The sequence below is a fragment of the Paenibacillus sp. Paensp38 genome (genome assembly GCF_059491915.1).
In genome coordinates this window covers 2,082,353-2,108,046 of sequence record NZ_CP168516.1, presented here as the reverse complement: position 1 = coordinate 2,108,046, position 25,694 = coordinate 2,082,353, and the positions used below count along the sequence as shown (strand labels likewise).

Annotated in this window: 22 protein-coding genes and 2 pseudogenes; 15 read left to right on the top strand and 9 right to left on the bottom strand. The window is 41.7% G+C overall.

The features are described from left to right. Positions 1-8: 8 nt before the first annotated feature. Positions 9-1,436, top strand: a complete 1,428-nt coding sequence (locus ACEN8J_RS09660; RefSeq protein WP_069011868.1) for a 6-phospho-beta-glucosidase — start codon at positions 9-11, stop codon at positions 1,434-1,436. Between the two features lie 396 nt (positions 1,437-1,832). Here the strand turns inward: ACEN8J_RS09660 and ACEN8J_RS09655 are convergent, their stop codons facing one another. Beyond that, positions 1,833-2,378, bottom strand: coding sequence for a TetR/AcrR family transcriptional regulator (locus ACEN8J_RS09655; RefSeq protein WP_069011866.1), 546 nt, complete (start codon positions 2,376-2,378; stop codon positions 1,833-1,835). Positions 2,379-2,614: 236 nt separating this feature from the next. Here ACEN8J_RS09655 and ACEN8J_RS09650 point away from each other — a divergent pair, with 236 nt between their 5' ends. The 12 genes and pseudogenes from ACEN8J_RS09650 to ACEN8J_RS09595 all read left to right on the top strand — a co-directional run bounded on the left by ACEN8J_RS09650 (position 2,615) and on the right by ACEN8J_RS09595 (position 14,091). Then, a complete protein-coding gene (locus ACEN8J_RS09650) occupies positions 2,615-3,589 on the top strand; it encodes an aldo/keto reductase (RefSeq protein WP_029515209.1) in 975 nt (324 codons plus the stop codon). Between the two features lie 109 nt (positions 3,590-3,698). After that, complete coding sequence (dmpI, locus tag ACEN8J_RS09645; protein ID WP_061828371.1) at positions 3,699-3,911, top strand: 4-oxalocrotonate tautomerase DmpI; 213 nt, start codon at positions 3,699-3,701, stop codon at positions 3,909-3,911. Between the two features lie 198 nt (positions 3,912-4,109). Next, the gene (locus tag ACEN8J_RS09640; protein ID WP_069011864.1) at positions 4,110-4,643 is read left to right on the top strand and encodes an NAD(P)H-dependent oxidoreductase; all 534 of its coding nucleotides are present in this window, start codon (positions 4,110-4,112) and stop codon (positions 4,641-4,643) included. A 129-nt stretch (positions 4,644-4,772) separates the two neighbouring features. Next, entirely contained in the window at positions 4,773-5,525 is a 753-nt protein-coding gene (locus tag ACEN8J_RS09635) for a carboxymuconolactone decarboxylase family protein (RefSeq protein WP_069011862.1), read from the top strand. A 79-nt stretch (positions 5,526-5,604) separates the two neighbouring features. Next, positions 5,605-6,351 (top strand): SDR family oxidoreductase, encoded by a 747-nt coding sequence (locus ACEN8J_RS09630; RefSeq protein ID WP_064964079.1) that lies wholly within the window; start codon positions 5,605-5,607, stop codon positions 6,349-6,351. A gap of 31 nt (positions 6,352-6,382) precedes the next feature. Beyond that, on the top strand, positions 6,383-6,778 hold the full coding sequence (locus ACEN8J_RS09625) for a cupin domain-containing protein (RefSeq protein ID WP_029515203.1): 396 nt from the start codon (positions 6,383-6,385) through the stop codon (positions 6,776-6,778). Positions 6,779-6,924: 146 nt separating this feature from the next. Continuing rightward, complete coding sequence (locus ACEN8J_RS09620) at positions 6,925-7,785, top strand: DUF3737 family protein (protein WP_495594438.1); 861 nt, start codon at positions 6,925-6,927, stop codon at positions 7,783-7,785. Continuing rightward, complete coding sequence (locus ACEN8J_RS09615) at positions 7,715-8,947, top strand: MalY/PatB family protein (RefSeq protein ID WP_256026092.1); 1,233 nt, start codon at positions 7,715-7,717, stop codon at positions 8,945-8,947. Before ACEN8J_RS09620 ends, ACEN8J_RS09615 begins: the two co-directional genes overlap by 71 nt. Positions 8,948-9,314: 367 nt before the next feature. Continuing rightward, positions 9,315-9,814, top strand: a pseudogene (locus ACEN8J_RS09610) (hypothetical protein); the annotation flags it as partial. Positions 9,815-10,018: 204 nt separating this feature from the next. Then, positions 10,019-10,654: a 5,6-dimethylbenzimidazole synthase gene (gene bluB, locus ACEN8J_RS09605; RefSeq protein WP_069011851.1), complete on the top strand. Its 636-nt coding sequence runs from the start codon at positions 10,019-10,021 to the stop codon at positions 10,652-10,654. Between the two features lie 134 nt (positions 10,655-10,788). Continuing rightward, a pseudogene (locus ACEN8J_RS09600) lies at positions 10,789-11,091 on the top strand (tyrosine-type recombinase/integrase); the annotation flags it as partial. Positions 11,092-11,928: 837 nt separating this feature from the next. Next, positions 11,929-14,091 carry an amidase gene (locus ACEN8J_RS09595; RefSeq protein WP_069011849.1) on the top strand — a complete coding sequence of 721 codons (2,163 nt, stop codon included), beginning with the start codon at positions 11,929-11,931 and terminating at the stop codon, positions 14,089-14,091. 410 nt (positions 14,092-14,501) lie between these two features. On the opposite strand, the gene ppsA is transcribed toward ACEN8J_RS09595, so the two are convergent. The 4 genes from ppsA to ACEN8J_RS09575 form a co-directional block, all read right to left on the bottom strand. Then, positions 14,502-17,120: a phosphoenolpyruvate synthase gene (gene ppsA / locus ACEN8J_RS09590; protein WP_495594437.1), complete on the bottom strand. Its 2,619-nt coding sequence runs from the start codon at positions 17,118-17,120 to the stop codon at positions 14,502-14,504. A 416-nt stretch (positions 17,121-17,536) separates the two neighbouring features. Then, positions 17,537-17,908, bottom strand: a complete 372-nt coding sequence (locus ACEN8J_RS09585; RefSeq protein ID WP_029515195.1) for a hypothetical protein — start codon at positions 17,906-17,908, stop codon at positions 17,537-17,539. Positions 17,909-17,971: 63 nt separating this feature from the next. Continuing rightward, the gene (locus ACEN8J_RS09580) at positions 17,972-18,181 is read right to left on the bottom strand and encodes a hypothetical protein (RefSeq protein WP_029515189.1); all 210 of its coding nucleotides are present in this window, start codon (positions 18,179-18,181) and stop codon (positions 17,972-17,974) included. Positions 18,182-18,231: 50 nt separating this feature from the next. Then, positions 18,232-18,885, bottom strand: a complete 654-nt coding sequence (locus ACEN8J_RS09575) for a GntR family transcriptional regulator (RefSeq protein WP_029515188.1) — start codon at positions 18,883-18,885, stop codon at positions 18,232-18,234. Between the two features lie 158 nt (positions 18,886-19,043). On the opposite strand from ACEN8J_RS09575, the gene uxuA reads away from it, so the two are divergent. Then, positions 19,044-20,120: a mannonate dehydratase gene (gene uxuA / locus ACEN8J_RS09570; protein WP_029515187.1), complete on the top strand. Its 1,077-nt coding sequence runs from the start codon at positions 19,044-19,046 to the stop codon at positions 20,118-20,120. Next, positions 20,121-21,728, top strand: coding sequence for a mannitol dehydrogenase family protein (locus ACEN8J_RS09565; protein ID WP_069011847.1), 1,608 nt, complete (start codon positions 20,121-20,123; stop codon positions 21,726-21,728). It abuts the gene before it with no gap. A gap of 7 nt (positions 21,729-21,735) precedes the next feature. Here the strand turns inward: ACEN8J_RS09565 and ACEN8J_RS09560 are convergent, their stop codons facing one another. The 4 genes from ACEN8J_RS09560 to ACEN8J_RS09545 form a co-directional block, all read right to left on the bottom strand. Continuing rightward, positions 21,736-22,734, bottom strand: coding sequence for an NADP-dependent oxidoreductase (locus ACEN8J_RS09560; RefSeq protein ID WP_495594436.1), 999 nt, complete (start codon positions 22,732-22,734; stop codon positions 21,736-21,738). Positions 22,735-22,838: 104 nt separating this feature from the next. After that, positions 22,839-23,915 carry an alkene reductase gene (locus tag ACEN8J_RS09555; protein ID WP_495594435.1) on the bottom strand — a complete coding sequence of 359 codons (1,077 nt, stop codon included), beginning with the start codon at positions 23,913-23,915 and terminating at the stop codon, positions 22,839-22,841. Between the two features lie 55 nt (positions 23,916-23,970). Next, positions 23,971-24,723 carry an SDR family NAD(P)-dependent oxidoreductase gene (locus tag ACEN8J_RS09550; RefSeq protein ID WP_029515182.1) on the bottom strand — a complete coding sequence of 251 codons (753 nt, stop codon included), beginning with the start codon at positions 24,721-24,723 and terminating at the stop codon, positions 23,971-23,973. Between the two features lie 312 nt (positions 24,724-25,035). After that, positions 25,036-25,608, bottom strand: a complete 573-nt coding sequence (locus tag ACEN8J_RS09545; RefSeq protein ID WP_029515180.1) for a TetR/AcrR family transcriptional regulator — start codon at positions 25,606-25,608, stop codon at positions 25,036-25,038. Positions 25,609-25,694: the final 86 nt, after the last annotated feature.

Below are 25,694 nucleotides of genomic sequence, written 5' to 3'. Positions count from 1 at the left end.
GATTATAAATGACTTTAGTCAAAGACTTTTTATGGGGAGGAGCAACTGCTGCAAACCAATGTGAAGGTGGATATTTGGAAGGGAATAAGGGATTGTCAACCGTCGATGTTATACCCGCAGGACAGGATCGCGTTTCTGTAATGAAAGGTAAGATGAAAATGATGGAATGTGATGATGAACATTTCTATCCAAGCCATGAAGCCATCGACTTTTATCATAATTATAAGGAAGACATTGCTTTATTTGCAGAAATGGGCTTCAAATGCTTCCGCTTATCTATTGCATGGACACGAATCTATCCAAATGGGGATGATCCATTACCCAACGAAGAAGGTTTGAAGTTCTACGATGATGTTTTTGATGAGTGTTTAAAATATAATATAGAGCCTTTAGTAACGATCACTCATTTTGATGTGCCGATGCATTTGGTAAAAACCATCGGTTCTTGGAGAAGCCGTAAAATGGTTGATTATTATGAAAGACTATGCGAAACACTATTCACTCGCTACAAAGATAAAGTGAAGTATTGGCTAACTTTTAATGAAATCAATATGTTATTACACCTACCATTCGGGAGCTCAGGATTGGTGTTTGATGAAGATGAAGATGAAGAAGCTGTGAAGTATCAGGCAGCTCATCACCAATTGGCCGCGAGTGCTAAAGCTACTGAAATTGCACGCAAAATAAATTCCGAATTCAAGATAGGATGTATGTTGGCGGGTGCCAGCACTTACCCCTATACTTGCGCTCCTGAAGACGTATGGAAAGCCATAACAAGGGATCGAGAGCATTACTTCTTTGTGGATGTACAATCTCGTGGTGAATACCCGAATTATGCCAAAAAAATGTTCGAAAGAATGAATATACATCTGAAAATGGAAGATGATGATGAGGAGCTTCTGAAAAATAATACAGTTGACTTCGTTTCATTTAGTTACTATGGTTCGCGATTAACAAGTGCCGACCCAGCAGTTAATACTCAAACCGCTGCCAATCTCTTTCCGACATTACGAAATCCCCATTTAAAAAGAAGTGAATGGGGCTGGCAAATTGACCCACTCGGGCTGAGAATTACATTAAATGCATTGTATGATCGCTATCAAAAACCATTATTTATTGTCGAGAATGGGTTGGGAGCTGCGGACAAGCCTGATGAAAATGGATGTATCTCGGATGATTACAGAATCGAGTATATTCGTGAACATATCCGAGCATTTAAAGCTGCTGTAAAAGAAGATGGCGTAGAGTTGCTAGGATATACAACCTGGGGGTGCATTGATTTAGTAAGCTCAAGCTCTGGAGAAATGAACAAAAGATACGGTTTCATCTACGTGGATAAAGATGACCAGGGAAATGGTACGTTAAGTCGTAGTAGGAAAAAGTCCTTTAATTGGTATAAGAAAGTAATTAGTAGCAATGGAGAAGATTTAGACTAAGTTTATACAGCCATAGCTAGTTGATGATGGAATCACAGTCGACCAGATGTGACGCTTACAAACTTTTTCTAAACAAGACCCTTAATTTAAAATGCGATATATTCTCTTGTTCTCACTAACATGAGCAAGTCTTCTTGTGGTAAGCATTTTCTTGTTATTCGGGATCGTGTTCTCAATAGGAAATAAAGTTATGAATTTAAGTACAAAACATGGAGCGGGTGCCGCTTCATGTTTTTGTACTGTGCCGGGTATGGGCCTTATCTCTAGTGTTCAAGTTCCGAATGCGAGAACAATATTCAAAACCCTACCCTCATCACAAAATTAGGATGAGAATTTTGTTTAAATAACCTCAGTACAAGAAATTACTCGATTTACTAGATTTGTTGGGAATGCAATTTAAAAATTTCTATCTAACAATATCCCAGTTTGTTCTGCCATGACACGAGGGGGGACTGACATTCCATTCTTAAACCACCATTCTACGATCCCCACGACCGCGGCCCCAAAAAATTGAAGAATGACATCTTCACTTAAGCCTTGATTTTTTCCTTCTGTTACATCGACTTCTACCTTGTACTCCTGGACGACTAAATCAAGGAATTGAGTACGAAAATAAGCTGAACTTTTCGTGTTTAGCATGGTTGAAAAGAACAAATGATTGTCTGCAAAGTATTCGAACCAGACATAATTTCCTTCTTGGAAACTCATTTCAGATGCTGTGTGGCAAAGTTCACGGAGATTGTTTATATGTTCTTCAATTATCTTATCTAGCAAGTCAAATTTATCCATGTAATGGAGATAGATTGTTCCTCGATTAACATTTGCCCTATCAGAAATATCCCGAATTGTAATGTCATCAAAGTTTTTTTCAGTCATCAGTTCAAGTATTGCTTTCTTTATGGCTTCTTGAGATTTGAGTACCCTTCTGTCCACTTTAGTCATTTTTAAAGTCCCCTTACTGAGATAATCGGCAATTACGGATAATTTGTTGAGTAATCCACACATCGAAAGAAATTGATTATTGCAAGCATTTTGTTTCCGTTTAGAATTATAAACGTAAGTTGATTAAACAATCAATGTTCATTTTTTATTTGGAGTTATCTAAACTCAATGATCAGTACGCGTACCCGTTCTGAGGCAAGTCAAGATCGCACCAAACGAAAGGAAGGAACCATGAAATGGATTATACGAAACTTGGAAATACTGGCTTGGATGTATCCCGGATTTGTCTTGGTTGTATGGGTTTTGGAGACGCACGAAAAGGTCATCATCGATGGGTACTTGATGAAGAACGCGCTCGTCCGATCATAAAAAAAGCTCTGGAGCTTGGAATCAATTTTTTTGATTCTGCAAACGTGTACGCTGAAGGGACAAGTGAGGAAATAATTGGAGGTGTATTAAAGGATTTTTCGAATCGTGATGAAATTGTCATCGCGACTAAAATACATGGACGAATGCATCAAGGACCCAATGGCGCTGGACTTTCCCGCAAGGCGATCATGAGCGAAATCGATAAGAGCCTTAAGAGATTGAAAACCGACTACGTCGATCTGTATCAAATTCATCGTTGGGATTATAACACGCCTATCGAAGAGACGATGGAGGCATTGCACGATATAGTTAAGGCTGGTAAGGCAAGATACATCGGAGCCTCTGCAATGTGGGCATGGCAGTTTGAGAAAGCTTTACATATAGCTGAGAAGAATGGGTGGACCCGATTTGTATCAATGCAGAATCATTTAAATCTCATTTACCGTGAAGAGGAGCGAGAGATGCTCCCACTTTGTAAGGAAGAAAAAATTGGGGTCATTCCTTATAGCCCGCTCGCAGGAGGAAGATTGGCGCGGGAGACAACAACACATCGTGCCGAAACTGATGAAATTGCAAAACAAAAATATGATGCAACAACAGATGCGGATCAATTGGTGGTGAACCGGGTTGCGAGTTTGGCAGAGAAACATGGTGTTCGCCGGGTTCACATCGCACTTGCGTGGCTTCTGCATAAAGAACCGGTAACCGCTCCTATTGTCGGTGCGACAAAAATATCCCAGCTCGAAGATGCAGAAGCTGCTCTATCTATTCAATTAACTGCTGAAGAAATTGCGTTTTTGGAAGAACCATATGTACCGCACCGAATCGTTGGTCATTTTTAAATTCATATAAATTGGTGTCGCACGGTCTCTTTGATAAGAGAGATGCACATGAGTTTTTGTGTCAGCTCGTCGTCATTAGACATAAACTCACAATAAAGGAGAATAAATTATGCCTGTAATTACAATTGAAGCAGCTAAATTAACTAAAGAGCAAAAAAGAAAGTTAGTAAAAGACCTTACTACATCAGCTTCAACTATCATGAATATACCTGAACAAGCATTCTTTGTGTTCGTAAGGGAAAATGAACTAGATAATATAGGTGTTGCAGGACGGATTTTAGCAGACAAAGCTGTAAATAGTCCACTGAAAAATGAGGAGTAAAATAGTTAACTTGGTAATACCGGATTAGAAGTACATCGTCTTTGTCATGGCTGTTTGAGCTTTGGTGAGCAGGTCGTGATTCCCATCAATGAGTACTAAATAAAGAACACAGTTGCCCAATTATTAAACTAGCTCTTGAACTTGGTATCCATTTAAATAATTGATAGAAAAAAAATTCTTGGATGGAGAAAATTTAAAATGAAAATACTCATTCTTGTTTTTCACCCTGATTTAACTGCTTCCCGTGTTCATCGTCGCTTAACGGAAGAAATGGAGAAGCAAGCTGGTGTTACAATTCATCGTGTTTATGAGGCATACCCGAATGAGAAGATCGATGTCGCTGCCGAGCAGAGGCTATTGGAGCAGCATGATCGCATCGTTTTGCAATTCCCTTTCTACTGGTACAGTACGCCTTCATTGTTGAAAAAATGGGAGGATGTAGTCCTAACTCATGGCTGGGCATTTGGAAGCAAAGGGGACAAGCTGCACGGAAAAGAGCTGCTGATTGCCGTTTCTACCGGCGCTGCTAAAGAAAACTATTTACCAGACGGTAATTTTAAATACACCGTTTCCGAGCTGCTGCGACCTCTTCAGGCAACCAGTAACTTGATTGGAACACGCTATTTGACACCATATATCTTGTATGGTGTAATGCAACACCTGTCAGATGAGGAGCTAGAGCAAAGTGCCAAGGATTATGTGGCTTATGCGCTGAATCCTAAACTTGTCTAGAAGAATGGTGATGCTAAGCCTGTTGGCTTCATCATAGAGACGGGAATTGGAGGTTACCGCGTCGCAATTATCGTCATTCTTTCAGTGGGTCTTATTCATCCACAAAAAAAACAAGCAGGAGGCACAGTTATGAATCGAATTGAAAAGAGTGAAGAAACATTTAAACAGCTATTTGGTAATGGAATGCCGGGAGCATACGCTACTGATCCTGATTTTCAGGACATCCTGAGCCGTTTTATTTTTGGGGAAGTTTTTTATCAAGGGAAGTTGGACGATAAACAACGTGAGCTTATCACTCTGGTGGTGCTTGTAACGAATCAAACGTTACCTCAGCTCAAGGCGCATGCTCATGCTGCACTGAACGTTGGACTAACTCCGGTAGAAATTAAAGAGGCCATTTACCATTGTGCCCCTTATTTAGGATTCCCTAAAACGCTAAATGCCATCGCGGAGATTAATGAGGTTTTCCAATCCAGAAATATCGAGTTACCTCTCGAAAGTCAAAAGCAGGTTGAAGAAGAGAATCGGTTAGACAAAGGCCTTGCAGTGCAGGTAGAAATCTTTGGCGATATCATTGAAAAGAACAGGAAGAATGTCCCATACAATCAAAAGCATATACAGGACTATCTTTCTGCCTTCTGTTTTGGTGACTTCTATACTCGTGGAGGCCTTGATCTGAAAACACGGGAGTTGCTGACCCTCTGTATTGTGAGTAGTCTCGGCGGTTGTGAAAGTCAAGTCAAGGCACATGTGCAAGGCAACCTGAATGTAGGCAATGACAAGGATATGATGATCACGGCCATCACTCATTGCCTTCCTTATATGGGTTTTCCGAGAACATTAAATGCTTTGAGTTGTGTGAATGAAATCATTCCAGAATAGAAAGAGAAATTAAGCGAAAAAATAGATTTTTTTTATAGATGAAAGTGTACCTAAAATTAAGAAAGGATGTTTATCTAAAATGTCAAATATTCAAGAAAAAGTAGTTATTATTACAGGAGCGTCCAGCGGTATTGGAGAAGCAGCTGCAAAAGAACTGGCATCCAAAGGAGCAAAATTGGTTCTTGCCGCTCGCCGCGAAGACCGGTTAAAGAAATTACAAGATGAAATTGAACAAAGCGGCGGACAAGCTATATATAAAGTGACGGATGTAAGTTCGCACCAACAAATGGAGGATCTTGCTGCATATGCGCTTAACGAGTTTGGAAAAATTGATGTTTTAGTCAATAATGCTGGAATCATGCCGCAGGCTTTTCTTGCTTTGAAAAAGGTTGATGAATGGGACCGAATGATCGATGTCAATATCAAAGGGGTATTGTACGCAATCGGGGCAGTCCTTCCATCTATGAGAGAACGGAAATCAGGTCATATTATTAACCTTTCATCCGTGGCTGGACACAACATCTACCCAGGCGGGACAGTTTATTGTGGTACCAAACATGCCGTAAGAGCAATCTCTGAAGGCTTGCGTCAAGAAGAAGCGATGAGTGGTACAAATATTCGTGTGACCAATATTTCGCCGGGGGCTGTGACCAGCGAACTGCTGGAGACGACAACTGATCCGGCAATGAAAGCGGGCTTAGATGATTTTTACAAGATAGCAATCGATGCAGACAGCATCGCACGTGCCATTGCCTTTGCCATCGAGCAACCATCGGATGTGGGCATTAATGAGATGATCATTCGACCAACAGCTCAAGTTGGATAACGTTAAAAATATAAGAAAGTAGAGATGAAAAATGAAGAACGAGCACTTAAGCCATAGCACACTCTTCCCATTGGGTCAAAAAGTCGAAAAAAACTTTATCGGAGACGCGTACTTACAAATGGTGTTTACCGATCCAGCACCACTCAATACAGCAATCGGGAATGTAACCTTTGCTCCCGGTGCCCGCAACAACTGGCACTCTCATCACACTGGGCAAGTGTTGTTAGTTACTGGCGGTGAGGGGTGGTATCAAGAAGAAGGAAGGCCAGCTCAATTACTCAAAACAGGCGATGTGGTAAACATTCCAGCGTTCATTAAACATTGGCATGGGGCTACAAAGGACAGCTGGTTTGTTCACTTAGCTCTTACACCAGGACAAACAGATTGGTTAGAACCCGTACTGGATGAAGTATATATTAAGCTATAGTAAATGGATTAACACATATAAACGGCAGCCGTCGATGCTGCCGTTTATATAAGCTTCTAATAAATCTGAAACCCTCTGTTGCTATTCTGTGAATTATGGGGTCAGAGAAGATTTGAAGCTAGTACTGAGCGATTGGAGACAGTATTATGCAAACGATCGATCAACAAATGCTTACCGGAGAACGAGCACTTTTCAAGAGAAAGAACCTCATGGTCACTAATTCCATTTTTGCAGATGGCGAGTCCCCCCTGAAGGAAAGCAACGATATTACTATCGATAATAGCATTTTTAAATGGAAGTATCCCTTGTGGTATTGCAATAATATTCGTGTTAATCGTAGCACTTTCCTTGATATGGCCCGATCGGGAATATGGTATACACATCAAATTGTCATCAGTGACAGCGTAATAGAGGCGCCAAAGACATTTCGGCGTTCGAGCGGAATCCGACTGACGTATGTCGATCTGCCCAACGCGCAAGAAACCTTATGGAATTGCGAAGATATTCACTTGCATCATGTGACCGCAAAAGGTGATTACTTTGGAATGAATAGTGCAAATATCAATATCGACAATTTCACATTAGCGGGGAACTACGCATTCGACGGAGCTAAGGATATGGAGATTCGCAATGCGAAGATTATTTCAAAGGACGCCTTCTGGAATTGCGAGAATGTCACCGTCTATGATTCATTGATCATCGGAGAATATTTAGGCTGGAATTCGAAAAACATCTCCTTTATCAACTGTACTATCGAAAGCAATCAGGGAATGTGCTACATGGACCGTCTCGTAATCGAGAACGGAACGATTCTGAATACCGACTTGGCATTCGAATATTCAACCATTGATGTGGAAACCAAGACCTCAATTGATAGCGTGAAAAATCCAATCTCAGGGAAAATCAAAGCAAAGGATATCGGCGAAATCATCATCAATGACGAAGAAATCAACGCTGCCTACACCCGATATGAGCTGGATAAAGCAGGTGATCGATTTGTCCTTTAATTTTGATAAAATGACGAAGCGTTTGGCCACTAACTCTTATAAATGGGATGTTGGATTTGAAGAGTTGCCGATGTGGGTGGCGGATATGGACTTTGAGACTTCGCCTGCTATAGTCGATGCTCTGCAAAAGAGATTAGACCATCGTATTTATGGATATACCTCGATACCAGATACTTATTATGATGCAGTTGCCCATTGGTGGGAAAAGAGACATCAATATCAGATCCAAAAAGAATGGATTATGTTTTGCACGGGGGTAGTGCCGGCGATATCATCTATCGTACGCAAAATGACCAAAGCCGGCGACAAAGTGCTAGTGCTTGCGCCTGTCTATAACATTTTCTACAACTCCATAAAGAACAATCAACGAGAAGTTCTAGTAAGTGAGTTGATTTACAAAGACAATGGATATTCGATCGAATTTGACGATGTGGAGAAAAAGCTAGCCGATCCTGACACAACGCTTATGATTTTCTGCAATCCGCACAACCCCATAGGTAAAGTATGGGACAAACAAGTTCTTGAGAAACTCGGCACGCTCTGCGTCAAACATGAGGTCCTTATCCTTTCCGATGAAATTCACTGCGACTTAACACACCCAGACCACCAATACATTCCGTTAGCTTCCGTATCGGAAGTGATCGCACAAAATTGCATCACCTGTGTGGCACCGACGAAAACTTTCAATCTTGCGGGAATTCAAACTTCAAGTATTATCGTGCCGAATTCGAAGATTCGTAAACTTGTACACCGTGGCATTAACACCGATGAAGTGGCCGAACCTAACTTTTTTGCGATTGAAGCAGCAATCTCTGCCTTTACGGAAGGCGAACCCTGGCTGCAAGCCTTATTGGAATATCTCATGGCGAACAAGCAATATCTCGAACATTATCTGGCTAGTGAACTGCCGCAGCTCCGAATTATCCATTCGGAAGCGACTTATTTGGCTTGGATCGATTGCCGGAACATAACTCCTAATGTAAGTCAACTGTGTAAATTCATAAGGAAAGAAACGGGGCTGTATGTCTCGGACGGCGCCATCTATGGCGGCAATGGACACGATTTCATTCGATTGAACTACGCCTGCCCTAAAAAACGACTAACTGATGGATTGCAGCGCTTGAAGATTGGGATTCAGGCATATCAAAGAGTGAACGATTGATATAATAATGGTTACCGGACACTCCTTCACGAAACGAATAGGGATCTTGGATAAAGTAGCACGATCACTTAATGAAGTTGACGCCGATTTTGTCGTGTTCACAAAAGTGGAGCCACTGTCCACGGCCGACTGTGCATTGAGAGGGCAAAGCGTCGCGTGAGGAACAATACAATCTAATTCTGGCATTGGGGGCGGATTATCTGGATGCCGCCAATGCCAGCGAACTCGTAACTGTTTCGAAAATCTCTTTCTTGGGGTTACCTTTCTAACTAGAGTCTTACCGCTGCCGGTTTGCAGTCCCAAAGCGATATCATAATGGTTTCCTATAACTTTTTTATAATTTTGTTTCTTATGGTGTTGATCCCAGGGATACAAGGGGAGCCCACTTATGAATGTCATTGCAGCAAAAGCTGTGGCACTTGGAGAAGCACTACAACCAGATTTTGTGACCTATATAGAAAGAGTTCTTGACAATGCCAAGGTATTTGCAGAATCGCTGATTATATGGAGCGAGTATTTGGACTATTATTATTTGATGTGCAGCAAGCGATGAATACATATTTTAGAATCTCATGTATTGGGACAGGTTGCCTGAGTTTGAGGAAATGGAACTTGCCAAGTACATTGGATCAGCTATCAAAGCCGGGAAGAAAAACGACTATTCGGCTATTTTAATTATTGGTCAGCGCGCAGGAAGACAACGCAGATGTACGTGATCGATGGCAATATCTATAAACTGCTGCCGGATGATTTGTTCCAAGTCGCAATTGATAAGTTAAAGCCTTATCTTTAGATAAGCCGGGCTTTGAAGTCCCAGATAGTTTATGTGGGGTTGTTCAATTGAGTCAGTCTGTGAAAAGTTTATAATTTTGTGATCGTAGTTCGTTGTTTTGAGGGTCAGGCAGTTTAGACTACGGATTGATAATGAACTGCAAGAGATAATATTGATTTCAAGCATAAGAGTTATATCATAAAATACCAACTTCAATGTAAACTTGAACCTGAAACCCTGTCATAATAATCTGAGTACTGGCGCATTCTGGGGATTTTTGTTTTAAGGGAGGAATTAAATTGTTAAATGATAATGAAAGAAAAGGAATATTTAAAGCCATTTTTGAAGGGAGAGATATTCGATCATTTAATGGAAAACCCATATCCAAAGATAAGTTAAACAACATATTAATGGCTGGTCATCATGCACCTTCCGTTGGTTTTATGCAACCTTGGGATTTTATTGTAATTGACTCTCAAGAAGTTAAAGAACGATTGGCGTATGCATGTCATAAAGAAATACAGGCCTTGTCCATACACTATGAAGATGAAAAAAAGACAAGATTTCTCTCGTTAAAATTAGAGGGTATAAGGGAAGCACCTATAACGATCTGTATTACATGTGATCCAACTAGAGGTGGGGGACATGTAATTGGGCGAAATTCTATTCCTGAAACAGATATTCTATCCGTCGCCTGTTGTATCCAAAATATGTGGTTGGCGTCTTATGCAGAAGGAATAGCTATGGGATGGGTGAGTTTTTACAAGAAAACAGACGTACGGGAAATACTAAATATTCCACCACATATTGATCCTATTGCTTTGGTTTCATTAGGTTATACGGATTTTTATCCTACAAAACCAATCCTAGAGCAAGTGAATTGGGAGAGACGTCGTAATCTAAATAATCTAATACACCATAATTCTTGGAAATGATTGAAATATAAGTTAATTTGCCTTTTTGGATATGATGCTCACAGAAACGATTGTTTCATAAGCATCATTAAGCAAGGACAAATGAAAAAGATAAATTTATTCGAGATTACAAAATTATGCAAACTTTGAGTTACTTATTGCAGATTAGAGAATCCAGATATATCCCAGAAAAAAATGAAAGCTTTTTGTTTATTGCAGCTCCCATAGGTCGTAAAGGAAAAAGCCGACGTTTAACTCAGCGATCCATTGAAAAACTAATTGAAAAGTATGCTTCAGCTTTTGGAAAACCAGCATTAATCGTGCATTCTCTAAGACATTCATTTGCAACGCGTTACCACTTAGAGAGCAATGATGTGCCTAGATTGAAGAACCAATTAGGACATTCCTCAATACAAACAATCATGATCTATACACATTTAACAGATGAAGAAATGTGAAATGCGGTTAATAATATGGATAAGTAATGTAGGGCTCGTCAAATAAGTGACACAAAGTTTCCTACTTAGTTTGATAATAAAAAAATCACCTCATTCGCTTGGAGAAAAAAACTAAGTTACTCAAAATTCCGATTAAACTGCTTAAGTAGGGAACTTTGTGTCAATGTACAAATGTACAACAACGCCGCTAAAGCCAAGCTGTTATACGGTTTTCTTTATACATGTTCACAAAACCCGTATTTTGTACATATGTAAATATAGATAATGTAGACTTCTGTTGTACATTGACACAAAGTTACCTACTAAAATTACTCTTTATTCATTGGTGCAGGAATTAAAATGTCATGATATGTACGCATATATTTCCTTCCAGAACCGTTCACCAACACATTTAATTATGTCCAATCGGTTTTTAACCTATTCCTATACCAAACGTTCAACCTTACTTGTTTCTGAAGCAATGGTGGATTCTGAATAACATGCCTCAATCGCCAAATGATGTGGCTGATCAATTATGGGAGCTGTTAAAAAGGAATCAAGTCATAAATTAAAACGTAAGAATTAAGCCTCTATTGCCTCCTCCCGCGAAAAAACGGCACCAAAACGGTGTCGTTTTCATTTCAAAACTTGAATCAGCGATGATGCAACAATCTGACTCATGGATTACTAGATTTCACACTTAAAAGTAACGAATTTCTTTGTATTGTGCATTACAAAAATTGACATTCTACATGAAAATAAGTAGTATAATTAGAAACATTTATGCTATAAAAGTGCCTTTCTCATCCCTCTCTTTTTAAATTCCTGATCCTACCTAATTTTAAGGAGTGAAATGCTATGTACGCACGAACGCTAAAAGCGAATACAAGGTATGTAGTCAGCAACTATTGCAAATGGATTGCAGTTGGTATGATTTTAACTTTCACGGGATGCCCGCTTGCATCCGCCGCTCCTTCACCCTCATCCTCTAGTAAAACTAGTGACCCCGCCTCCTCTCTAGTCACATTTCAATTGCAAGAGGCTACGATTGCTCAAATGCAGGAAGCGATGAAGTCAGGAGCACTGTCAAGTGTCGAGCTCACCGCCCTGTACCTTAACCGGGTATATGCCTATGATTCTAGTGGCATTCGACTGAATTCCATCCCTGTTCTGAACCCCGACGTACTAAAAGAAGCTGCTCAGGCTGATCAACTTAGGGCGCAAGGTATTAAAACCGGGCCTCTGCAAGGCATCCCCTACACGGTTAAAGACAGTTACAAGGTTAAGGGACTTACTGTCGCTTCTGGATCTCCAGCTTTCAAAAACCTGATGTCAAAGGACGATGCCTTTACAGTAGAGAAGATACGTAAATCCGGTGGGGTGCTCATTGGTAAAACCAACATGCCGCCAATGGCAGCAGGGGGAATGCAAAGAGGTGTTTATGGCCGTGCTGAAAGTCCGTACAATCCAAATTATTTGGCTGCAGCCTGGTACTCCGGCTCCTCTAACGGATCTGGTGTATCAACAGCCGCCAACTTCGCTGCCTTCGGCATGGGGGAAGAAACGGTATCCTCTGGAAGATCACCAGCATCGAACAATGGTTTAATTGCCTACACGCCATCGCGAGGCCTAATCTCCATTCGGGGGAATTGGCCTCTCTTCCCTATACGGGATGTCGTTGTCCCACATACGAGGACTGTCGAGGACATGCTCCGCTTGCTTGACGTGATCGTTGTAGAAGATAAGATTACCAAGGGTGATTTCTGGCGAGAACAGAAAGCCGTTCGGCTCCCTTCCGTCAACAGTGTCCGTCCCAAATCCTATTTAGAACTACGAGATATTCAAGCTTTGCAAGGCAAACGCATTGGCGTTCCGAAAATCTATATCGGTAAGGACCATGAAACCTCAACTCCGATCAAATTCAGACCTTCGATACAGGCATTATGGGAAAAAGCTGTAAAGGATTTAACTGCTCTTGGAACTGAGGTTGTGGAAGTTGACTTCCCCTTGCAGGCCAACAGCGAGAAGGACCGGGCAACAGCGAAAACACCTGAAGAACGTGGTTTAATGCCGGCAAAGTGGGCTGAAAAGGAATTCGGGCTGCTTAATCCCTATGCAGCTGAGGAATTCCTTAAAAGTGTGGACGATCCGAATTTCCCGTCATGGGCTAATATAGACCCTGCAACCGTCTTCCCGAATCCACCCGGTTCGGTAGATGCCAAACGTGGCAGAGACCTTGGCCACTATGACATATTTATTGAAACCATAAAGAAAGGCGTCACCCCTTACGAACAAATTCCTCAGTTTCAAGAAGGACTACGGGGGCTTGAAAATGTACGAAAGATTGATTTTGAAAATTGGATGAAGCAAAACAACCTTGATTTTATTGTATTCCCGGCAAATTCGAATATCGGTAAAGCTGACTCCGATGTGAATGAAACATCCTATGAGGAGGCTTGGGAGAATGGCAACTATTTCTCCAATACGAATTTTATTCTACGCGAGTACGGGATCCCAAGTGTGTCTGTGAGTATGGGCGCTATGAAGGATACCGGAATGCCCGTTAATCTGACAATGGCAGGTGCCGCATACAGCGATAACGACCTGCTTCGTTACGCTTATTCCTATGAGCAGGCTACCAAAAACCGTCCTATTGCAGCACGCACGCCAGCTCTTGAGGATGAAACGTTTTCCTATAACCCGCAAACTTCTCTCCCACCCTCTAAACGCAAGGAAACAGGAACCCCTGAACTTAAGTTGAATGCTTCAATCACGGATGATGTTCTCGCTTTGGAAGGTTCAGTCACAGATCAAAGCGATATCGCACAGCTTAAAGTTTATGTCAATGGCATTCGTGTCGTTATTACAGAAGATAAAACCAATTGGTCAGCAACGCTTCCAACTACTAAATATAAACAGGATGGTGCCTCCCAGGGCGATACGCTGCATATTCTCGTGCTGGCTAAAGATATTTACGGAAATACCTCTGCTCAAGTCAAGTCTGTCACTTTACCCCAATAACGTAGGACATCATAGAAATCACTTTTGGATTTTGTTGAATAAAAACACTTCGGTGTGTCTTCCTCTGCATGTACGCATAAATTAGATGATCATAAATAATCACACAGCAGCACAAGAGATTTAGATCGGATCAGCTATGTATAAATCATTGTGTTGATCGCAGCAAGGGAACCATTGATAACTCCTAAAGGTTCCTGATTATTGTTACACATTAAATAATGTGTTTTTTCGATCATCAAATAAATAAGTTCTTAAATTATTCCCCCCAAAAATTAAAATCAGTTGATATTTTTGGGGGGTACTTTGTGTCATGGATAAAAGGACGACAGGATAATCGCCCTTTTATCCATGACAGGTTGCATTTAATACCGTCCATTATGACAGAGGCTATTACTTAGCGTATTCAGCCATTACAATATTTCGATATACCCTTCGGTTCCATGCACGCGAATTCGTTGCCCATCTTTTATCAGTTTGGTCGCATTCTCCACTCCGACAACGGCTGGCAAGCCATATTCACGTGCGATAACGGCTCCATGGGTCATCAGTCCACCCACCTCCGTAACCAAGCCTTTTATGGATAAAAACAATGGAGTCCAGCTAGGATCGGTAAAGGCGGTGACTAGTATATCGCCATCTTCCAGATCAGCCCCTTCTATATTCAGGATCACACGTGCCCGCCCCTCTACAATACCCGAAGAAACAGCGAGGCCTACAATAGCTTCGGCAGGGATATTTTCTCGTTTGTACTGACCCGTAATGATTTCCCCATCAGACGTGATAACACGTGGCGGAGTTAGTTTTTCATATAATCTGTACTCATCTTTTCGTTTGTCGATGACCTGGTAATCCAGTTTATTTGTGCGTATGGTTTCCTGCAATTCTTCAAAAGCGAGATAGTAAATATCTTCTTTTTCATGAAGAACGTTGGCTTGTACGAGTCGTTCCGCTTCCTTTAGTAAAGCCTGTTTATAAATAAAGTAGCGACTAACAATGTCGTATTTCGGATATTCACGATAACCGATGAAGTTCCGGATCAGGTCGATCATTTGTTTTGTCTCTTCGGCTTTTTGTTCACCACCCGGTAATTGTTTCAATCGGGCTAATAAGTCCTGTTCTTTGTTCAAAGCTTCCTGTCGCCCTTGCTCAAACTTTCGTTTACTGGCGCCAGGATCAAGGTTTTTAATGTTACTGAGGATCATAGGTACCAGTGTACTTGGTTTTTCACTCCAGCGTGTTCTTGTAATATCGATCTCCCCGGCACATCGCATTCCATATTTGTCGAGATAAACAGCAATAGCATCACGCACCTGCTGCCCACCTTCGAATTGAACCAGTTCATCCAAAAAGTTATCATCCTTTACCTGTTGTAAATACTCAATTATTTCCGGATAGGGACGAATCACATCTGCAACATCCAGTAGCTCCATACCCATTTCCGAAGTGACGTTGTTAGGTACAGATAGGGAAAGTGTGTCTGCTACGTTTTTTTCACCTAACCATTCATTCATTTTTTCATTGATCCATGCTGAAGCATGCATGGCGGCCATAATCACATTCAAATTTTTCAGTTCTGACGCTCGCTGCCTCCGTTGCTGCATATCTTCCAGGATACAATCAAATACATCCAATCCTGATTTCGTTTGGATATTATGTTTTAATGCTGATAACGATGTCTCACTACTCTTAATCAAAACAGCAACAATTTCCGGGTCGTTTCCTGCTTCTTCCAAAATATCCGCAGACGACATACCCTTATGGCTTTTAACGGGCCCCGGTTCGCTTGTGTCATATGGGTCCGATTTTATAAAATTTCCCCGCTCTATGATGGTAATAAGCGCGTCTTTTATGAGCGGATCGGAGTGCCCTAGAACATCCAATAAATTTTGCCTGCCAGCTGGTGAAGCCAGGCCCATCGTGATATCCACAAACAGCCTTCCGCCACCAGTTCTAAACATGGGCGTGGCACCTGTTAATATCCAAACAGATATCCCCAGTGGTTTAATAGGATCAGTCATCATTTGCTGATGACCGACAGATACATACACGTGATTCTCCTGGTCATTTGCTTCAGGAATGGGATATAAAGTGGTGATCGGCCGGCTCTGGACAATATAAAATGTATCATCAGCCAAACACCATTCGATGTCTTGGGGGCAGCCGAAGTGTTCTTCGATCTGTCTTCCAATGTGTGCCAGTTGTAAAATTTGTTGTTCCGTAAGGGTTTGAGTCCTTTGCTGATCGAGATCGATTTGCTGAGTCTCTGTTCCGCCTTCTCTTCGTCCATAGATAGCCAATTTTTTGGTTGCTATCCTCTTATCGACGATTTCCCCTTCCTGTACTTGATAACAATCGGCAGAGACTAAGCCAGAGACCAGTGCTTCTCCAAGTCCGAAACTGGCTTCGATAGAGAGCAGCTTTCGGTTGCAAGTGATGGGATCAGCGGTAAATAAAATCCCTGAAGCCTGTGGGAACACCATTCTTTGAACGATAACAGATAAATAAACTTGGCTGTGATCAAATCCATTCTGCATTCGGTAAATTACCGCGCGTTCCGTAAATAAAGAAGCCCAACATTTGCGGATATGCTCCAAGATGGATTCTTTGCCGATAATATTTAAATAAGTGTCTTGTTGACCAGCAAAAGAAGCATGCGGCAAATCCTCAGCGGTCGCACTAGAACGCACGGCATAAGCATATTCATCGCCAAACTGGGAGAGATAGTGAGCAACTGCTTTCACAACATCGGAAGGAATGGCTACTTCCATAATGGCCTGTCGAATCTTCTTGCTAATTCCATAAATTTGTTCTCGATCTTCTATTTTAAGCGTAGTTAGCCGATCCAACAAAGCATGAATCATTTCGTTTTGTTCGATGGCTTTTTGATATCCCACTGTTGTAACACAAAACCCTTCTGGCACTTGTATTCCTTCCATTTTGGTTAATGCCCCTAAGTGTAGCCCTTTTCCACCAACAAGCAAAAGCTGAGTGTTATCCATTTCTTGAAAATCGAGAACTAGTGAATTCATTCAACATCTCTCCTAACCATTAAATTGAGAAAAAAACATTTGACAAGAGTTTAGCGGCATGGTAAGATTTAATTGTAAGATGTGTTATTTATGTCTACTACATCTTTATAAAAGATAATCTGATTATATCATCGTGTCTGTTTTATATGCAATATAAAAGAACCTGATAAAACTATCCAGGTTCTTTTTTGATTTCCGCTATCACTTCTTAAAATAAAAAAAGCCGCGATTTCGCAGCAATGAATGGGATGAAATTCTTATTACCCGACAGGTGCTGCATGACATAGAATATTATCTCATTCCAAGTCGATCTACCTTACAACACCTGCTTTGCTCGATCAAACAAATTCCGATAGAAAACCTGTCCACGAGTAGACTTCTTCGAATTGTTGGATACGCTTCAAAATACGTTTGTTCTAGCTTTGCAAAAGCCGGTACAGCAGCGCCTCTCCCTTATTCTCAAACGTTCGCTGTGTTTCCAGAAATTCAGGCACCTCTATCAGCCGAGAGGGTCTGTACCCGGGGCCACCACAGCCGCAGGAGTGGTAAGTGTATCCTTGTTGATATAGTAGCTCTACCTTTTTCCACTGTTTGATATCCGTTTGCTTCGGGGCCTGAAAATCATGACCCATGTCATGCATGGATGCCTGGCATTGCGGACAGACATGGACAATCCGTTCATATTCATCCTTCGGCATTTCAAACCGTGATGTCTGCTTATATACTTTCCTGCAGGTAAAGCAGGCAAAGATATCTTTATATGGGCCGCATATTGCATATCTACACATACGGTTACCCCCTTTATAATCTAGAATTGGTCTGGCATTTTTCACTTAAATCATAGAAATATTTCAGTATTTTTTCAATTGACATGTATACAAGTCTGAAAACTCCTGTGAGAATTCCTCCAGTTTGGCCACCGCCTGACGGTAAATAACAATACTCACGAGCAAAAACGGAATGACAAAGGCCAGCTCGTTTCCGCCCATAAATTTTGCTGCAGTCTCACATTTCTTACTCGCTCTTTCACCGATATATCCAACTCGTAGAACAGCCTCCATGACTCCCCCACTTCCTCAATATTCATACAAGTTAATTTAAGCTAGCCGCCTTATTTCTTGATATAATCAGCGAACTTCCGAAGAAAATCGAGCGAATGGATATCCTCTCTAAGATGATGATGAACCAGATCATCCATTTTGGTTGTTTCCTTATTCAGCATGTATTCAAGCATAGCTTGGTGCTCATGCCAGATGCCCATCAGCTTCCCTGTTTCCAGCATATGCAGCTTGCGATATCTGATATAGTGAACATTTGACTGCTGAATGAGCTGCCAAAGAAACTCCCGCCCCACCAATTGGAACATGGTTTGGTGGAACTGATCATCCAAACTGAGAAATTGATCCGTCGCATGATCTTCTTCGATCACAGCTCTCTGTCTGTCCAGAATATCGCTCAGCTCCTGCACATCGCTTAATGTAATTTGCGAAGAAAGCTCCTTCATAATCTCCTTTTCCAATGCGCTTCTTAAGTAAATAATTTGCTCAACGGACTCCAGATCAATATAGGACACAATGTTCCCCTTCTTGGGATAAATATCAATGTAGGACTCGAGCGCAAGCCACTTTAATACATCGCGTAGCGGAGTTCTGGACAGCTGGAAGCGTTCTGACAAAGTCGTCTCACTCAGTAGAGTACCCGGCTTTAAAGTCAGTGACAAAATATCATTTTTCAAAAGCTGCTTGATTTCTTCTTTCGTCAACATTTCATTCCTACCTTCACTTTATAAATCTAGAACTATTATAAAGCATTTTGAGGTGATAAATCCCTTTATAATTATCATTGACAAGAACAAACCCTATAATTTATGATCAACTCAATCTTGTATACAAGACAGACGAATATAATCAGGGAGGTATCGTTATGAATATGACCTGGAGATGGTATGGAGAAGGCAACGACAATATTACGCTGGACCATATCCGGCAAATTCCTGGAGTTATGGGCATTGTCTGGTCTTTACATGATAAGGTAGCTGGTGAAGTATGGGAAATGGAGCGAATTCAGGAGGTAGCTGATCAGATTACGAGCAAGGGCTTTAGTTCGGCGGTCGTAGAAAGTGTAAATGTCCACGATGATATCAAAATCGGCCTACCATCCCGCGATCAATATATTGACATTTATATCGACACCATTCGAAAATTAGCCAAAGTGGGAGTTAAGGTGATTTGCTATAACTTTATGCCTGTCTTTGACTGGACCAGAACAGAGCTGTACAAGGAACTGCCTGACGGGTCCAATGCCCTCTTTTATGAAAAGGCTGCCATTACTGATGATCCCCGCCAAATGGTGGATCGGATTCTCAAGGGAGCTGGGAAGTTCACCATGCCTGGCTGGGAACCGGAACGGTTGGCGAGACTGGATGAACTTTTTGCTGCTTATGCGGATGTCACAGAAGACAAGTTGTTTGACAACCTAAAGTATTTTCTTGAGCGCATCATCCCGGTCTGCGAGGAGTCTGACATCAAGATGGCCATTCATCCTGATGATCCAGCATGGCCCATCTTCGGATTGCCGAGAATTGTCCGGAGTCGTGAGACCATCCGGCGCATCCTAGACGCAGTGAGCAGTCCATATAATGGTCTAACCTTCTGCACAGGCTCACTGGGAAGCAATCCTGAGAATGATTTACCAGCCATGATTCGGGAGTTTCATGATCGTATTCATTTTGCGCATATTCGTAATGTCAAGGTGTTTGAGAATGGAGACTTTATTGAAGTGTCACACCGCGGGAAGGACGGAAGCGTCGATGTACCGGAAATAGTTAGAGCTTATCACGAGAACGGCTATCAGGGATATGTACGTCCAGATCACGGTAGACATCTATGGGGGGAAGAAAAGAATTGTCGGCCAGGCTATGGTTTGTATGACCGTGCACTGGGAGTTATGTACTTACTTGGTGTCTGGGATAGTCTCGCTCAAGGCAAAGGAGTGAAATAAATGCTCCAACTTGACCGGAAAGGCCTTTTAGATAAGGCGGCCTGGGAAGCAGCAGGTATTGAATTGCCGAAATATGATCTGGAGCTTGTAGCCCATAACACCCGACTTAGACCGCAATGGGTGCATTTTGGCGCAGGCAATATTTTTCGAGGGTTGATAGCCAATGCGCAGCAACAACTGCTGAATAACTTGAAAGCGGATACAGGTATTATTGCAGCCGAAGCCTTTGATTTTGAAATGATCGACAAAGCCTATAAGCCTTACGACAATTTAACCTTACTGGTGCTGATGAGTGCAGACGGAAGATTTCACAAGAGCGTGGTCGCAAGCATCGTTGAGGAAATCGCGGCAGAACAGAATCGTCCAGACGACTACCTCCGTCTGATTGAAATATTTGAGAATCCCTCCCTGCAGATGGCCAGCTTTACTGTCACGGAAAAAGGATACGCTCTGACCGGGCCCGACGGCAAGTATCTGGCTGTTGTAGAGAGGGATTTGATGAATGGCCCTGAACAACCAGCGCATGTGATGAGCATAGCTACTTCGCTTGCCTATCGGCGTTATCTAAAGGGGCGACTTCCAATGACTTTTGTGAGCATGGATAATTGCTCCCATAACGGCGATCTGTTAAAGGATAGTATGATTGCCATCGCCAAGGAGTGGACTCGCAGAGGCCTGGTAAAGGAAGGATTTGCAGACTATCTGCAGAATGAGGAGAAAATAACCTTCCCCCTGACCATGATCGACAAAATTACCCCCCGCCCTTCCTTGCAAGTACAGTCTGCTCTTCAGGAACTGGGGTTAGCCGACATGGAGTTAATCGTTACCTCCAGGCATACGTATACGGCTCCCTTTGTCAATGCTGAGGTTAGCGAGTATTTGGTCATTGAAGACAAGTTTACGAACGGGAGACCTGCACTGGAGGAAGCTGGTATCATTTTCACGAATCGGGATACAGTGGACAAAGTGGAGAAGATGAAAGTCACTACCTGTCTCAATCCGCTGCATACAGCGCTGGCGCTAGCTGGGTGTCTGCTTGGGTATGAGCTTATTGCAGATGAAATGAAGGATCACACATTACGTCGTCTGGTGGAAACTATCGGCTACAAGGAAGGGTTGCCTGTTGTAGTTGATCCCGGTATTATTCAACCGAAACCATTTATTGATGAGGTATTGCAGGAACGCTTCGCCAATCCCTATATTCCGGATACGCCACAGCGGATTGCAACAGATACCTCTCAAAAGATGAGCATCCGTTTTGGTGAAACCATAAAGTCTTATGTTGGCACAGTAGGACTTGATCCTACGAACTTGACTGCTATTCCCTTGACCATTGCGATCTGGTGTCGCTATTTGCTGGGAGTGGATGATCAAGGAGAACCCTTCACACTCAGTCCGGACCCGTTACTGGATACGTTGCAGGGATATTTGAAGAATACGAAGCTGGGCGATCAGACCTCCGAGGTTCGCTGCCTCCTCGAAGATGACAAACTGTTCGGTGTCCGATTATATGAAATTGGTCTGGGCGACAAGATTGAAGCCATGTTTCATGAAATGCTGGCAGGTCCCGGAGCAGTCCGAAGCACGATAGAAAAGTATGTGAACTAGAAATTACTTAGAAGGTCACAATCACTTTGCCTTGAGAGTGGCCCGTCGACACTTTAATCAGCGCCTTGTTAATGTCACCAAACGTATAAGTTGAATCTAAAGAGGGCTTAATATTTTCTTTTTCAACAAGTTTAGTGATTTCTTGTAATTGACTTCCATTGGCTTGCACAAATAAAAAGCGATATTCATTTTGATTCTTGCGTGCTAAAGAATCTAAGCGAGCACCCACTAGACCAAACAATGCTTTTTTCCACATTGGAAAATGATTGTCAACCGCAAAGCGATAATTAGGTCCGGCTTTCAATGATACCAATTTCCCTTGTGGTTTTAAAATACCCAGTTCAGCTTTGATCTCTTTGGTCCCCAAGGTGTCGATCACATAATCGATTTCGGACAGTATGTTAGCATAATTCTCTGCCTTATAATTTATGAACTGATCAGCCCCGATCGACATTGTACGTGATCTGCTTCTTTCACTTCCACTTGTAATAACAAATAACCCCAGTGATTTGGCAATGGGGATTGCCATAGCGCCAAATCCTCCGGTTCCTCCAGGAATGAATAGCTTTTTATTCGGCTGGACATGGAGTACATCGTGCAATGCTTGATAAGCAGTCAAGGCAGTAAGGGGTACAGCAGCAGCTTCAATAAAAGATAGATTTTCAGGCATGATGGATAAAGCATCTTCATTTACGGCCGCATACTCGGCAAAAGCACCGATTTTATTAAGCGGCAACCTCGTATAAACAGGGTCACCAACCTTAAAATTCAAAACATCATCACCAACAGCTTCAATAACCCCAGATAGTTCATTTCCTAAAGTTAATGGCAACTTATAGTCAGCAATCATCCGAACACTACCATTCAAATTTAGGATATCCAGTGGATTTACACCTGCTGCCTTTACTTTGACAAGCACCTCATGGTTGTTGATCTGTGGCATGTCAACATCATTTAACTCCACTTGGATTTTTTTTGAATATTTCTGTATTTGTGCTGCTCTCATATTCATCCTCTTCCTTTGCTAATTTGGAGATAGCATAACCATGAAACTATTGGCTAAAAACATGGCGTACAATTTACGGTTGTACGCCATGTTCCACTCTTTTGCTATTGTAGTCCCTCTTGCGGTTCTAATTCTCGTATCGTCGGATAGTCCGTGTAACCTTTACTCCCCAGACCAAAAAATGTTGTCGGGTCTGCTTCGTTCAATGGCGCTCCTTTTTGAAGTCGTTCCACCAAATCTGGATTGGCTAATGACCACACACCAACGGGCACCATATCAGCAAGGCCACTATCTAAATCCGTGCTAAGATCTTCCAGAGCCCGTCCTGCACGATTGACTAACAATGGATTCGTCCATATTGAGCGAATGTCTTGGAGCAGCTTTTCATTTCCTAGATGCATGACATGAAGGTAAGCTAGATCCAATTGAGCTAATTCCTTTACAAGATAGCGATAAAGTTCAGGACCTTGTTCTCCGTCTTGGATCCCACCTAGAGGTGTCCCTGGCGAAATACGGAAGCCTGTTGCTTCTGCTCCAATTTCTTCGACGATGGCTTTTGTTAATTCGATCGCAAAGCGAGCACGATTTTCTATAGATCCCCCGTATTGATCTGTTCGTGTATTCGAGTTTTCTCCGATAAATTGATTAATCAGATAACCATTGGCTCCATGAATTTCAACGCCATCCGCACCTGCTTTAATAGCCGCTGCTGCTGCTTTCCGGAAATCTGCTATAGTCGTTTGAATGTACTCTACACTTAACTCACGGGGAACGGGGATTTCCTGCATACCTTTAGCAGTAAACATCTCTACACCAGGCGCGATTGCAGATGGTGCAACAGGTTGACGATGATGTGGTGTATTATCAGGATGCGACATACGACCAGCATGCATTAACTGAATATACATATATCCACCTGCTTCGTGCACTGCATCGGTAACCTTTTTCCATCCTTCAATATGTTTATCCGTATAAATCCCAGGTGTCCATAAGTACCCTTGACCATCATCAGAAGGTTGTGTACCCTCCGTAATAATGAGTCCCATTGACGCTCGTTGAGCATAATAAAGAGATGTTAGCTCTCCCGGTGTGCCATCTTCTTGCGATCTGCTACGTGTCATTGGTGCCATTGCTAAACGATGTGGCAGCTCCATTTTTCCAATCTTCGTTTTACTCCACAACTTTTCATTGGATACTCTCCTCTTTCAATAAACTCAACAGATCTATAAATTGAATTTAAAATTCTGAAATGATCGGATATATTTGACCTCTGAGATTGAAATTATAGTTCTGGTCTACAATCCCTACCCCTTCGTTGCTGTCATAAAGATCCACCATGAAGCCCGCCATTTGTTTGGCAGTGTGGTACTTAGGCATGTTTGCTTTATAATCAAAATCTTCTGCATCTAATGATTTCTTCACAAATTCCGTTTCTGTTATAGCTGGTGCCAAAACCTTTGCCTTTAGTTTTGCACCTTTTATTTCTAGTTCTTTTGCAAGTCCTTCTGTGAAGGCACTAACGTAATACTTAGATGCAGAATAAGTAACACTCCCAACAGCAATGGCATATCCAAGTCCAGATGAAACGTTAATTAACTGAGTTCCTTCTACATCAGCATAATCTCGTACATATAGTGTAGAAAGGATGGTCAAAGCTTCGATATTAACACGTAACATGGTTTCAACTTTATCTAAATTCTGTTCTGCTACAAAAGAAGATTCACCGAGTCCCGCATTGTTTATCCAGGTCTCAATTTGGTATTCCTTTAAATCGTTATATAGTGTGTAGGCTTGATCTGTAACAGACAGGTCACTTGTATGAACAATAACATTTACATTAGGGTCAATATTGTGAATTGCTGATTTGAGTTCTTCTAATTTATCAAATCTTCTAGCTACCAAGATTAGGTTTTTGCCACGTGCCGCAAATGCCAATGACGTTTCATATCCAATCCCCGAGCTTGCTCCTGTAATAACTGTATACTTCATAATATTCTCTCCTTCATAACATGCATATTAGTGTAAATAAGTTTTAAAGACGATTTTAGAACGACCATTCTTATTAGGGTAAAAAAAACAGTTAGATCTGACTTGCTATTAGCATATCAATTTTAGAACGAACAATAAAGAATTTTTTCGTGGCTAAGAATTGTAATTTTGGAGCGGTATTCCTTGACATGTTTGAGGCGTAAGATACAAGTTCTTTCTTATGTTAGAGGGACAAGAAAAAACTTGTATCACGGAAACAAACAGTCCTCCATTGAGGTAACTCCTTTTGCCTGTCATGCTGTAATTTCACTTTTAATCTAAAGCGGTCAGTGTCATATCAATAATATTCTTTAATTTTTGCTGATCCGTTGTTGTCTTAACCAACGTACGTAGCCCTAACCACGCATTCATTAAATAATGAGAAATAACTACAGGATCCAAGTCAGCCTTGAATTCACCCGATTGTTGACCCTTCAGAACAAGGTTAGTCAAGAGTTCCTCAGTTCGCGAATAACTTTCATCAACTAAGGATGCAACTTCAGGATCCAACACGCCGAGTTCCACACCTGAATTCACGAGAAAACACCCTAGAGGTTCTCCTTCGTTTCTTACTGTCGCCTCAAACAACTCCCGAATTGATTCTTTGATCGGTTTTTGTTTTTCAATCAGAAACCTCATTTTGCTGGTCTGCTTCGTTTCATATCGTTCGAGAGCTTTCATAAATAAGGCATGCTTATCCCCAAAGGTATCATAGATACTTCTTCGGTGAATGCCCATAAACTCAACCAAATCTTGCATTGAAGTTTTCTCATATCCTTGTGCCCAAAACAGGTGTATCGCTTTATCTAATACTTCATTAACTTCAAATTCTTTTGATCTTGCCATCGTCATCACCTCGAATAATCATTATACAATTTAGTGAAGGATCGGCAAACTAGATTTAAAATATGTGAATACATTACAGCTATGAG

Coding starts and splice junctions, on each gene's coding strand:
- ACEN8J_RS09640 (WP_069011864.1), top strand. CDS start 4,110: ATGAAAATACTCATTCTTGTTTTTCACCCTGATTTAACTGCTTCCCGT.
- ACEN8J_RS09595 (WP_069011849.1), top strand. CDS start 11,929: ATGTACGCACGAACGCTAAAAGCGAATACAAGGTATGTAGTCAGCAAC.
- ACEN8J_RS09660 (WP_069011868.1), top strand. CDS start 9: ATGACTTTAGTCAAAGACTTTTTATGGGGAGGAGCAACTGCTGCAAAC.
- ACEN8J_RS09545 (WP_029515180.1), bottom strand. CDS start 25,608: ATGGCAAGATCAAAAGAATTTGAAGTTAATGAAGTATTAGATAAAGCG.
- ACEN8J_RS09620 (WP_495594438.1), top strand. CDS start 6,925: ATGCAAACGATCGATCAACAAATGCTTACCGGAGAACGAGCACTTTTC.
- ACEN8J_RS09650 (WP_029515209.1), top strand. CDS start 2,615: ATGGATTATACGAAACTTGGAAATACTGGCTTGGATGTATCCCGGATT.
- ACEN8J_RS09580 (WP_029515189.1), bottom strand. CDS start 18,181: ATGGAGGCTGTTCTACGAGTTGGATATATCGGTGAAAGAGCGAGTAAG.
- dmpI (WP_061828371.1), top strand. CDS start 3,699: ATGCCTGTAATTACAATTGAAGCAGCTAAATTAACTAAAGAGCAAAAA.
- ACEN8J_RS09560 (WP_495594436.1), bottom strand. CDS start 22,734: ATGAGAGCAGCACAAATACAGAAATATTCAAAAAAAATCCAAGTGGAG.
- ACEN8J_RS09575 (WP_029515188.1), bottom strand. CDS start 18,885: ATGTTGACGAAAGAAGAAATCAAGCAGCTTTTGAAAAATGATATTTTG.
- ACEN8J_RS09615 (WP_256026092.1), top strand. CDS start 7,715: ATGACGAAGAAATCAACGCTGCCTACACCCGATATGAGCTGGATAAAG.
- ACEN8J_RS09630 (WP_064964079.1), top strand. CDS start 5,605: ATGTCAAATATTCAAGAAAAAGTAGTTATTATTACAGGAGCGTCCAGC.
- ACEN8J_RS09655 (WP_069011866.1), bottom strand. CDS start 2,378: ATGACTAAAGTGGACAGAAGGGTACTCAAATCTCAAGAAGCCATAAAG.
- uxuA (WP_029515187.1), top strand. CDS start 19,044: ATGAATATGACCTGGAGATGGTATGGAGAAGGCAACGACAATATTACG.
- ACEN8J_RS09635 (WP_069011862.1), top strand. CDS start 4,773: ATGAATCGAATTGAAAAGAGTGAAGAAACATTTAAACAGCTATTTGGT.
- ppsA (WP_495594437.1), bottom strand. CDS start 17,120: ATGAATTCACTAGTTCTCGATTTTCAAGAAATGGATAACACTCAGCTT.
- ACEN8J_RS09565 (WP_069011847.1), top strand. CDS start 20,121: ATGCTCCAACTTGACCGGAAAGGCCTTTTAGATAAGGCGGCCTGGGAA.
- ACEN8J_RS09585 (WP_029515195.1), bottom strand. CDS start 17,908: ATGTGTAGATATGCAATATGCGGCCCATATAAAGATATCTTTGCCTGC.
- ACEN8J_RS09625 (WP_029515203.1), top strand. CDS start 6,383: ATGAAGAACGAGCACTTAAGCCATAGCACACTCTTCCCATTGGGTCAA.
- ACEN8J_RS09550 (WP_029515182.1), bottom strand. CDS start 24,723: ATGAAGTATACAGTTATTACAGGAGCAAGCTCGGGGATTGGATATGAA.